General features: G+C 73.8%; 9 protein-coding genes and 1 pseudogene. All 10 read left to right on the forward strand.

The annotated features are described in order from the left end of the window. Positions 1 to 277: pseudogene (locus G5C62_RS22250) on the forward strand (polyketide cyclase); the annotation flags it as partial. Then, a complete protein-coding gene (locus G5C62_RS22255; protein ID WP_164702722.1) occupies positions 274 to 1248 on the forward strand; it encodes an ACP S-malonyltransferase in 975 nt (324 codons plus the stop codon). The pseudogene G5C62_RS22250 and the gene G5C62_RS22255, both read left to right, overlap by 4 nt. Further along, positions 1245 to 1676 (forward strand): cupin domain-containing protein, encoded by a 432-nt coding sequence (locus tag G5C62_RS22260; RefSeq protein ID WP_164702723.1) that lies wholly within the window; start codon positions 1245 to 1247, stop codon positions 1674 to 1676. The genes G5C62_RS22255 and G5C62_RS22260 overlap by 4 nt, the downstream gene beginning before the upstream one ends. Then, positions 1673 to 2962 (forward strand): beta-ketoacyl-[acyl-carrier-protein] synthase family protein, encoded by a 1290-nt coding sequence (locus G5C62_RS22265; protein WP_164702724.1) that lies wholly within the window; start codon positions 1673 to 1675, stop codon positions 2960 to 2962. Before G5C62_RS22260 ends, G5C62_RS22265 begins: the two co-directional genes overlap by 4 nt. After that, a complete protein-coding gene (locus G5C62_RS22270) occupies positions 2959 to 4200 on the forward strand; it encodes a beta-ketoacyl synthase N-terminal-like domain-containing protein (protein ID WP_164702725.1) in 1242 nt (413 codons plus the stop codon). Before G5C62_RS22265 ends, G5C62_RS22270 begins: the two co-directional genes overlap by 4 nt. After that, positions 4197 to 6632, forward strand: coding sequence for an FAD-dependent oxidoreductase (locus tag G5C62_RS22275; protein WP_206330792.1), 2436 nt, complete (start codon positions 4197 to 4199; stop codon positions 6630 to 6632). The genes G5C62_RS22270 and G5C62_RS22275 overlap by 4 nt, the downstream gene beginning before the upstream one ends. Before the next feature lie 115 nt (positions 6633 to 6747). After that, the gene (locus G5C62_RS22280) at positions 6748 to 8811 is read left to right on the forward strand and encodes a hydantoinase/oxoprolinase family protein (RefSeq protein ID WP_164702726.1); all 2064 of its coding nucleotides are present in this window, start codon (positions 6748 to 6750) and stop codon (positions 8809 to 8811) included. Then, positions 8808 to 10691, forward strand: a complete 1884-nt coding sequence (locus G5C62_RS22285; RefSeq protein ID WP_164702727.1) for a hydantoinase B/oxoprolinase family protein — start codon at positions 8808 to 8810, stop codon at positions 10689 to 10691. Before G5C62_RS22280 ends, G5C62_RS22285 begins: the two co-directional genes overlap by 4 nt. Positions 10692 to 10743: 52 nt before the next feature. After that, the gene (locus tag G5C62_RS22290) at positions 10744 to 10884 is read left to right on the forward strand and encodes a hypothetical protein (protein WP_156119034.1); all 141 of its coding nucleotides are present in this window, start codon (positions 10744 to 10746) and stop codon (positions 10882 to 10884) included. Positions 10885 to 11035: 151 nt separating this feature from the next. Then, positions 11036 to 11238, forward strand: a 203-nt coding sequence (locus G5C62_RS22295) for a hypothetical protein (RefSeq protein WP_164702728.1), incomplete at its 3' end; no start/stop codon positions are given.

Here is an 11238-nt window from a genome sequence, read left to right on the forward strand (position 1 = left end):
CTGGGTCTCCGAACGGACCCTGGACGAGGAGCGGCACGAGGTGGTGGCGCACCGGGTCGAGCCCGGCCCGTTCGAGTTCATGGACATCCGCTGGAGCTACGCCCCGGAGGGCACGGGCACCCGGATGCGGTGGGTGCAGGACTTCCGGATGCGTCCGGAGGCCCCCATCGACACCGCCGGCATGACCGAGCGGATCGACGCCAACAGCAAGATCCAGATGGCGGTCATCCGGGACAAGGTCGAGGCGGCCGCCCGGCATCCGGAGCCGGCGCGGTGACCGGCCCGCGCACCGGGGCGGCCGTCGTCCTGCCGGGCGAGTGGACGGCCGCACCCGGTGCTCTGGAGGCCTGGCTGCCCGACCCGGCCGCCCGGGACGTCGTGGCCGAGGCCTCCGACGTGCTGGGCCGGGACGTCGTCGCGTGGTGGGGCGACCCGCTCAACCTGCACGACCCGGTGGTCGCCCACCTGGCGGCCCTCGTCGTCGGCGTGGCGGGCTGCCGCAGCCTCGCCGCCGCCGGCCTGCAGCCCGTCGCCGTCGCCGGGCACGGCGTCGGGGAGTACGCGGCCCTGGTCGCAGCGGGCGCCCTCCGGCTGGACCAGGTGGTCGACCTCGTCGACTGCCGGGCCGAGATGCTGGCCCACGGCCCGCGCCCGTCCACCGCGGGCATGGCCGCCGTCGTCGGGCCGGGCGCCGGTGAGGTCGCCCGTGCGGTGGTCGCGGACCTGGGGACCACCTCGGGTCTGGCGATCGCCGCGTACGACGGTCCGGCCCAGGTGGTGCTCTCCGGCTGGTGCCCGGAGCTGGCCCAGGCCCGGGAGGGCGTCGTCGCCGCCGGCCTGGACCTGGTCCGGCTGCCGGGGCGGGCCGCCGGCCACGGTCCGCTGGTGCAGTCGATCGCCGAGCGCCTGGCGCCCTCGTTCGACGAGCTGGACTGGTCCGTCCCGGACGTGCCCGTGCTGTCCAACGTCGACGCCCGGCCCTCCCGCGACCCGGAGCACCTGGCCCGGTGCCTGCAGCGGCACCTCACGTCGCCGGTGCAGTGGGAGGCCACCGCACACGCCCTGGTGGCGGACGCGGGGGCGACCTGGGTCGTCGAGGTCGGCACCGTCCCGACCCTGGGCCCGCTGATCCGCCAGGTCCACCCCGACCTCCCGGTCCTCCTGGCCACCGGCCCGGGCCTGCCCGGCCCGGATCCCCATGACGAACACGCGCTCACCGGCGCGGCCCCCAGCAGAGGAGAGAGATGACCACCATCCAGCACCCCACGACGAAGGTGCGGTGCGGACCCACCGTGTCCCGCTCGGACGCGGCGCCCAACCGCCGGCGCGGCGGTGACATCCGGGTGCTGCTCTCGCCGACCAGCGTGGGCGCCACCGCCGGGTTCATGGGCACCCTGACCCTCGAGCCGGGCGAGGTCGTCACCGAGCACTGGCACCCGTACTCGGAGGAGTTCCTGTACTGCGTCTCCGGCGACGTGCTCGTGACGCTGGACGGCGAGGAGCGCCGGCTGGGCGGCGAGTCGGCGCTGCACATCCCGATCGGCGTGCGGCACCGGATCGTCAACGACGGCGCGGATTCGGCGTTCTTCGTCTTCCTCGCCGGCCCGCTGGCCCCGCGTCCCGAGCTGGGCCACGTCGACACCGAGCCCTCCCCGGGCTCGATGGGCGTCCGGTGAGCACGACCGGGCGCCGGGTGGTCATCACCGGCATCGGCGTCGTCGCGCCCGGCTCGATGGGCCACGAGGGGTTCTGGGAGATGATCACCGCCGGCCGGACGGCGACCCGGCGGATCACCTTCTTCGACCCCAGCCGCTTCCGCTCCCAGGTCGCCGCCGAGGTCGACTTCGACGGGCGGAAGCTCGGCCTGACCGCCCACGAGGTGTTCCGCAACGACCGCTTCGTGCAGATGGCGATGGTCGCCGCCGACGAGGCGGTGGCCGACAGCGGACTGGCGCTCGGCGCCGGTGTCGAGGCCACCGACCCGGACCGGGTGGGCGTCGTCCTCGGCACTGCGGTCGGGGCCACCATGCGGCTGGAGGACGAGTACGTCGCGGTCAGCGACGCCGGCACGCACTGGCTGGTCGACCCGCAGTACGCCTCGCGGTTCCTGCACCACGCGCTGGTGCCCAGCTGCGGGGCGACCGAGCTGGCGGTGCGCTTCGGCGCCTCGGGGCCGGCCACCGTGGTCTCCACCGGTTGCACGTCGGGCATCGACGCCGTCGGCTACGGCAGCCAGCTGATCGAGGACGGCGACGCCGACGTCGTCATCGCCGGGGCCAGCGACGCCCCGATCTCGCCGATCTCGATGGCCTGCTTCGACACGATCCGGGCGACGACCGGCAACAACGACGACCCGGCGCACGCCGCCCGGCCGTTCGACGCCCGCCGGGACGGGTTCGTCATGGGCGAGGGCTCCGCCGTGCTGGTGCTGGAGGAGCTCGAGCACGCCCGCCGGCGCGGCGCGGAGGTGTACTGCGAGGTCAGCGGCTACGCCAACCGCTGCAACGCCCACCACATGACCGGACTGCGCCCCGACGGGGTGGAGATGGCCGAGGCGATCCGGCTGGCCCTCGACCAGGGCCGGATCGACGCCGACGAGGTGGGCTACGTCAACGCACACGGCTCGGGAACCAAGCAGAACGACCGGCACGAGACGGCCGCGGTGAAGCTCAGCCTCGGCCCGACCGCCCAGCAGGTCTCGATGAGCTCGATCAAGTCGATGATCGGCCACTCGCTGGGCGCCATCGGCTCGATCGAGATCGCCGCCACCGCACTGGCGGTGCAGCGCGGCGTGGTGCCGCCGACGGCGAACTACGAGGTGCCCGACCCCGAGTGCGACCTGGACTACGTGCCCAACACCGCGCGGGAGCAGAAGGTCGACGTCGCGCTGTCGGTGGGCAGCGGCTTCGGCGGCTTCCAGTCCGCGATCGTGCTGGCCCACCCGACGAGGAGGACCCCGTGACCGGGCTGGTCGTCACCGGGATCGGCGTGGTGGCGCCGACCGGCGTGGGCGTGGAGGCGCACTGGTCCTCCCTGGTGCGCGGCGAGCCGGCCATCCGGCCGATCGTCGGCTTCGACCCGGCGCAGTACGGCGTCTCGCTGGCCGGGCAGGTGACCGGCTTCGTCCCGGCCGACCACGTGGACCCCCGGCTGATGGTGCAGACCGACCGCTGGACCTGGATGTCGCTGGCGGCGGCCACGCTGGCGGCGCAGGACGCCGGGTACACCCCACCCGAGGACGCCTACGCGACCTCGGTGTTCCTGGCCGCGGGCTCCGGCGGCAACGAGTTCAGCCAGCACGAGATCCAGGGGCTGTGGGCCAAGGGGCCCAAGTCGGTCGGCGCCTACCAGTCGATCGCCTGGTTCTACGCGGCCAGCACCGGCCAGATCTCCATCCGGGACGGCTACAAGGGCCCCTCCGGTGTGGTGGTGAGCGAGGGCGCGGGCGGGCTGGACAGCATCGGCTGGGCCCGCCGGGTCGTGCGCCGCGGCACCCCGGCGGTGCTGGTCGGGGGCACCGAGGCCGGGGTCACCCCCTACGCCCTGCTCTGCCAGGCGACCAGCGGGCGGCTCTCCACGGCGACGGCCCCCGAGGACGCCTACAAGCCCTTCGACCGGCGGGCCTCGGGCCACGTCATCGGCGAGGGCGGGGCGATCCTGCTGGTCGAGGAGACCGACGCCGCCCGAGCCCGCGGGGTGGAACGGGTGTGGGGCGAGGTGGTCGGCCACGGCGCCACGCACGACGCCCACCACCACGCCGACCCCGCACCCGACGCCCGGCAGTACGCCCGGGCCATCCAGCTCTCCCTCGCCGACGCCGGGATCACCCCGGACGAGGTGGACCTGGTCCTCGCCGACGGGGCCGGGGTGCCGGAGCTGGACGCCCTCGAGCTGGAGGCGCTGCAGCGGGTGTTCGGCGGGCGCGCCGACCCGGTGCCGGTGACCGCGCCGTCGTCCTTCACCGGACGGCTGATGGCCGGCGGCTCGGCGCTCGACGTGGCCACCGCGCTGCTGGCCATGCGGGACGGGATCGTGCCCGGCACCGCGTACCTCGACGACCCGGTCGACGCCCCCGGGCTCGACCTGGTCCAGCACAGCCGGGCCCAGCAGGTCGAGACGGCCGTCGTCCTCGCCCGGGGGTTCGGCGGCTTCAACAGCAGCCTGGTGCTGCGCCGGCCCACCGAGGAGAGGACGTCATGACGACGTTGGAGGACGCGGCCACCACCACCGCCGCCGCCGAGCAGGGCGGCGCGGTCCGCACCCTGCTGCGGATGCGGGTGCGGGAGGGCTGCGAGCAGCAGTTCGAGGAGGCGTGGCGCACGGCGGCGGTCCAGATCGCCGGGGAACCGGGCAACGTCCGGCAGGAGCTGATGCGGGACGCCGACGACGCCCGCACCTTCCTGATCGTCGGCGAGTGGGCCGACCGGGCGGCGGCGGACGCGTTCGGCCGGTCCGCCGCCCGGGAGGCGCTGACCGCGTCGCTGCGCGACCTGCGGGAGGACGCCGACCGCAGCACGTACGAGATCCGCTACGGCATCGCCGGGGGCGAGCAGGGCTCGCACGTCCGGGTGGACATCAGCACCCGGGTGGCCCCGGGCGAGGAGGAGGCGTTCGAGCGGGCCTACGCCGTCGTCACCGACCGGCTGCGCGGGACGCCGGGCCTGATCCGCGAGGAGCTGCTCCGGGAACCGGGCTCGGACATCTTCCACATCTTCGCCGAGTGGGAGTCCGACCAGGACTTCCGCAACTGGGTGGACGACCCCTCGCACGCCGACCAGAGCGGGCCGCTGATCCGCTGGCTGTCGGTCTTCTTCGAGCGCAAGCTCTACGAGATCCGCTTCCGCCCGCAGGAGGCCGGGGTCCGCGGCGTCCGGGCCACCCGCCCCACACCGGCCCCTGCCGCGCCGGAGACCACCAGCGTGCCGGCGCCCCGGGCCGAGCCGGCGGTCGCGGCCGCTCCCCCGCCGGTGGACGTCCCGACCCGCACCGCGTGCGAGGTGCTGGTGGTCGGCGCGGGCCCGACCGGGCTGACCGCGGCGATCGAGCTGGCCCGGCGCGGGATCGCCGTCCGGGTGGTGGACAAGCGCTCCCAGCCGGCCGCCCAGGCGGACAAGGCCATCGGCGTGCACTGCCGGACGATGGAGATCTGGGAGGACCAGGGCATCGTCACCGAGGCGATGGACGCCGGCAGCTGGCTGCACGGGCAGACGGTGTTCGTCAACGGCAAGCAGACCCACCAGGTCGACTGGTCCGGGCTGGAGGAGCTGCCCTACGCCCACCTCGGGCTGCCGCAGTACGAGACCGAGCGGATCCTCGTCGACCGGCTGACGTCCCTCGGCGTCCCGGTGGACCGGGGGGTCGAGCTCACCGGCTTCAGCCAGGACGACGACGGCGTCACCGCGGAGCTCGTCGACGCGGCGGGCACCCGGTCGAGCACCCGCGCGCAGTACCTGATCGGGGCCGACGGGTCCGGCAGCGCGGTGCGGGAGCAGCTCGGGCTCACCTTCGACGGCGGCCTGTCGATGTTCCCGCAGCTGTTCATGCTCGGGGACGTCGACGTCGACTGGGAGATGCCGCCGGGCCACCTGGTGCGCTGGGTGCGGATCGAGGAGGACGGCGACTTCACCGGGATGCTGGTGTGCGTGCCGCTCAAGGGCCACCACCGGTACCGGGTGGCGACGCTGGCCCCGCAGCGGCTGCAGAAGACGATCGGCAGCGGGGTCGTACCGCCCGGGTTCTGGAAGGAGTACGACCCGCCGGGGCTGGCCGACATCCAGGCCGCGATCGACGACCTCGGCCCGGCCGGGACGACGGCGAGCAACCTGCGCTGGTCGTCGATCTTCCGGGTCAAGCACGGCATCGTCGACCGGTACCGCACCGGCCGGGTCTTCGTCGCCGGGGACGCCGCCCACCTGCACCCGCCGGCCGGGGGCCAGGGCATGAACACCGGGATCCAGGACGCCTGGAACCTGGCCTGGAAGGTGGCCCTGGCCGTCCGCGGGCAGGCCTCATCCGGCCTGCTGGACAGCTACCAGGCCGAGCGACGGCCCGCCGGCAAGGCCATCGTCGACCGTGCCGTGGCCATCGCGTTCACCGACGAGATGGACATGGACGACGAGCGGGCGCAGTTCCTGCTCGAGATGCAGATGACGATGAACTACGCCGACAGCCCGCTGGTCGGGGAGGTCACCGGCCCGGCCGGGTTCACCGGCGGTCCGCTGCCCGGACACCGGGCACCCGACGTGCTCGGGCTGCGCCGGTTCGGGGTCGCGCACGACCTGCGGCTGTTCGACCTCACCCGGGGGACGCACGCCACCCTGCTGCTGACCGCCGGGGACGGGACCGGCGCCGAGGAGCTGCGGGCCCTGGAGGAGCTGGCCGCCTCGGTCCGGCAGGCCACCGGGGGGCAGGTGCGCCCCTACCTGGTCGCCGGCCCGGACCTCGCCGTCCCGCCGTTGGTCGACCTGCCGGTCCTGCGGGACGCGCGGGGTGCGTTCGCCGCCGCCTACGGCACGGGCGGGGCGGGGACGGCGGCCTACCTGGTGCGACCCGACGGGCACGTCGGCTTCCGCACCCGGCCGGTCAGCGAGCCGGCCCTGCGCGAGCACCTGGCGGGGGTGTTCGCCGGCTGAGGCCCGGGCCCCGCGCGGCCGGTGACTGCCGACCGCGCGGGGTCACCAGGGGAAACACGGAGTTCATCGGTGGGCGTCTTCCGGTGGAGGTATCTCAGCACTAAGGTATCTCCACATGAGCACTCGCCGGGTCCGCATCGGGATCGACACGGGCGGCACCTTCACCGACGTGGTCGCCGTCGACGAGGAGACCGGGGAGGTCTCCACCACCAAGACGCCGTCCACACCGGGCGACCCGGCCGACGGCTTCCTCGCCGGTGTCCAGAAGGTGCTGGGCCAGCTGGGGCTGGACGGGTCGTCGGTGACCGCGGTCAGCCACGGGACGACCGTCGCCACCAACCAACTGCTCGAGGGCAAGCTGGACCGGATCGGGTTCATCACCACCGAGGGCTACGAGTCGGTGCTGGAGATCGCCCGCCAGTCGGTCCCCGACGGCTACGGCAACAGCTACTTCTGGGTCAAGCCGCCGCGGATCGTGCCGGCCGACCTGGTCCGCACCGTGGGCGGACGGCTGGACGTCACCGGTGCCGAGGTGCGGCCCTTCTCCCGCGAGGACGCCGTCGCGGCCGCCCGGTTCTTCAAGGACGCCGGGATCACCACCATCGGCGTCTGCTTCCTGCACTCCTACGCCGACGACGCGCACGAGCAGGCGATGCTCGACGTGCTCCACGTGGAACACCCCGGCGCCGTGGTGTCGATCAGCTCCCAGGTGCTGCGCGAGTACCGCGAGTACGAGCGCTCGGTGACCACCCTGGTCGACGCCGCGGTGAAGCCGAAGGTCGGCGCCTACGTCAGCAACATCCGCCGCCGCCTCGACGAGATCGCCCCCGCCGTCCCTTTCTACGTGATGAAGAGCAACGGCGGCGTGCTCAGCGCCTCCGAGGTGGTGCACCAGCCGATCACCACGATGCTCTCCGGCCCCGCCGCGGGCGCGCTGGGCGCCGCACTGATCGCCGGCACCGCGGGCTTCGACCGGGTGCTCACCTGCGACGGCGGCGGCACCTCCACCGACGTCACCGTGGTGATCGACGGCGAGCCGACGCTGACCACCGAGGGCTCGGTCGGCGACTACCCGTCCAAGATCCCGATGATCGACGTCGTCACCGTCGGCGCCGGCGGCGGCTCGATCGCCTGGCTGTCGCCGGAGGGCACGCTCAAGGTCGGGCCGAAGTCGGCCGGGGCCGACCCGGGGCCGATCTGCTACGACAACGGCGGCGAGCAGCCGACGGTCACCGACGCGCACGTCGTCCTCGGCCGGATCCCCCCGCACCTGCTGGGTGGCGAGATCCCGCTGTCGGTCGACGCAGCCCGGGCCGGGCTGGAGCAGCTCGGCGGGAAGCTGGGGCTGACGGTCGAGGCGCTGGCCACCGGGATCTTGGAGATCTCGGCGTGGAACCAGGCCAACGCGCTGCGCCAGGTCACCGTCGCCCGCGGCCTCGACGTCCGCGACTTCACTCTCACCACCTTCGGCGGCTCCGGCTCGCTGCTGGCCTGCCGGCTGATGGACGTGCTGGGGCTGCCGCGCACCCTGGTGCCGCCGAACCCCGGCAACGTCAGCGCCTTCGGGCTGCTGACCGTCGACGTCCGCAACGACTACGTGCAGACGATGGTGGCCCGGCACGCCGACGTCTCCCCCGCCACCCTCGCCACCGCCTTCGCCGAACTCGAGGGCCAGGCCGAGGTCGCCCTGGACGGCGAGGGGTTCCCGCGCGGCGAGCAGCGGATGCAGCGCACCGCCGACCTGCGCTACGTCGGCCAGGCGTTCGAGGTGCGGGTGCCGGTCGGGGACGGCGAGCTGGACGACGCGGCCATCGACGCCGTCGCCACCGCCTTCCACGCAGCCCACCACCAGCTCTACGGCTACGACTTCGCCACCGACCCCCGGCAGGCCGTGGAGTGGGTGAACCTGCGGGTGAGCGGGATCGGGCCCATCCGCCGTCCGGAGATCGTCGAGCCGGCGCCGTCCGACCGCGACGCGCGCCGCGGCACGCGTCCGGTGTTCTTCGACGAGTGGGTCGAGGCCCCGCTGTACTGGCGGCCCGACCTCTCCCCCGGCGACGTCGTCGCCGGCCCGGCGATCGTCGAGGAGTTCGGCTCCACCGTCCCGGTGCACCCGGGCTTCTCCGCCACCGTCGACCGTTTCGGCAACCTGCTGCTCACGAAGGAGACCGCCCGATGAACCACCAAGATGGCCATTTTGGTGGCACGGACGCCGCCGACCCGGTGCTGGTCGAGATCGTCGCCGGCACGCTGGCCGCGATCGAGAAGGAGGTGGAGACGTCGATCGGGCGGACCTCCCGCTCGCCGATGATCCGCGACGCGCACGACTTCCGGGCCGGCATCCACGACCGGCAGCTGCGCAAGCTCACCGGCCGCTCGTACTCCGCGCTGGTGCAGCCGGTGGTCCGCGACCACCCGATCGACGCGATGAACCCCGGCGACGTCTTCTTCCACAACGACGTCTACCTGTCCGAGGGCGGGATCGGCCACCTGCCCGACCTGTGCGTCACGGTGCCGGTGTTCGCCGACGTGGCCGGTCAACCGACCGTCGTCGCCTTCATCCAGGCGTTCGGCCACCACGACGACATCGGCGGCGCGGTGCCGGGCTCGATGCCGTCGGCGGCCACCAGCGTGTTCGAGGAGGGCCTGATGGTCCCCCCGATCAAGCTGTGGGACCGCGGCGTCCGCAACGACGCCGCGCTGACGATCATGACCCGCAACTCGCGGATGCCCGACTCGCTCGCCGCCGACCTGGACGCCGAGTGCTCGGCCTGCCTGGCCGGAGCGCGCCGGCTGGGTGAGCTGTTCGACCGGTACGGCGTGGCCGCGGTCGAGGCGTGCTTCGAGTCGATCCTGAGCAGCTCGACCGAGGTGTACCGGCGGGAGATCCTGTCCCAGATCCCCGACGGCTCCTACGTCTGGGAGGACTACGCCGAGCACGACGGCGTCGACGCCCCGCAGCTGCACCGGCAGCGGATCACGCTGACCATGGACTCCACCAAGGACGTCCCGCTGGTCATCGACTTCACCGGCACCGGCCCGCAGGCCAAGGGCCCGATCAACCACTGCGGCGACTACGCCGACGGCAACTTCCTGAAGAAGTGGCTGGCGCCGATCCTGCGCAACCTGGCCGAGTCGCCGGAGCGGATGGCGCAGCTGGACGTCAACGAGGGCGTCGTCCCGCTGATCGAGATGCGGTTCCCGGAGAAGGGCACGCTGCTCACCCCGATCTTCCCGGCGCCCACCAACGCCCGGACGTTCGTGATCCTGCGGCTGCTCGGCGTGCTGGCCGGGGTGCTGGCCAAGGCCACCGGCGGCCGGATGCCCGCCGACCAGGAGACGATCCGGTACACCGGCGTCTACGGCACCGACGCCAACGGCGAGCCGTACCTGATGCGCGAGGTGCTCGGCGGCGGCTCCGGCGGGCGGTACTACGCCGACGGCGAGGACACCATCCACGTCGTCCCGGACTCCCGGAACCTGCCCACCGAGTTCACCGAGTCCCGCTTCCCGCTGCGGATCGAGCGGCTCGCGCTGGCGAAGGACTCCGGTGGCCCGGGCCGGTACCGCGGCGGCTGCGGCTACGAGAAGGACATCCGGGTGCTGCGCGACGCGCACTTCATGTCGATCGCCGACCGGTCGATCCTGTCCTGCTGGGGCGTGAAGGGCGGCAGGGCCGGGCGGCCGTTCTCGATCACCGTCGACCCGGGTGGGCCCGACGAGCACGAGGTCGACGCGCTGGCCGACGCCGAGCCGCTGAAGGCCGGCACCGTCGTGCGGGTACGGACGACGGGCGGCGGCGGCTGGGGCGACCCGCTGGACCGGCCGGTCGACGAGGTGCTGCGGGACATCTCCTGGCACAAGGTCAGCGTCACCGGCGCCCGGGACGACTACGGCGTGGTCGTCCGGGACGACGGCACCGCCGACGAGGCGGCGACGGCCCGGCTGCGCGAGGAGCTCCGCGCGGCCCGCCCGGAGGTGCAGCCGTTCTTCGACCGCGGCCCCGGCTACGCGCTGCTGTCCGGCGGTGCGTCGCACAACGAGTTCGACCTGCTGTGAGCGAGCCTCCCCGGCTGGCCGGTCCAGGTCGGCCGGGGCAGGCTCGACCGTGATGAGCGAGAGCGAGCACGAGACCGACCAGCCCAACCTGCACCCCGGCCAGTACGACGAGGGCGGCAGCGGCGGCATGGCCACCCGCGAGCTGCAGGCCCGGCACGCCGACGCCGAGGACGGCGACCAGGAGCACGGCTGACGAGGGAGCGGACCGGGCCGTGCGGCGCGCCCCGTCACGTGTTGGCGACGAGTTCTCGTCGGCGGGCATGCCACGGCCGGCTGTGGCAATGACTGTGGTGTCCGGAACCTGCGGCGGGCGTCCCGCGCCCAGCTCGACGAGAGCAACCACCGTGCAGCAGCACACCCGTCCCATCGCGGAGCCCTTCCTCGCCGGCGTCCTGGCCGTTGCGCCCGTCGCCCTGGCGGCCTGCGGCAACGAAGGCACCGGCGACGACTCCGCCGCCGACATGGACAGCTCCGAGGGGGTGTGGAGCGCCGGGGACCTGCTGGAGCAGCGGCTCGGCGGAGGTCTCCTCGATGCCGGTGATGGAGA

It is taken from the genome of Modestobacter sp. KNN46-3, from assembly GCF_011039295.1.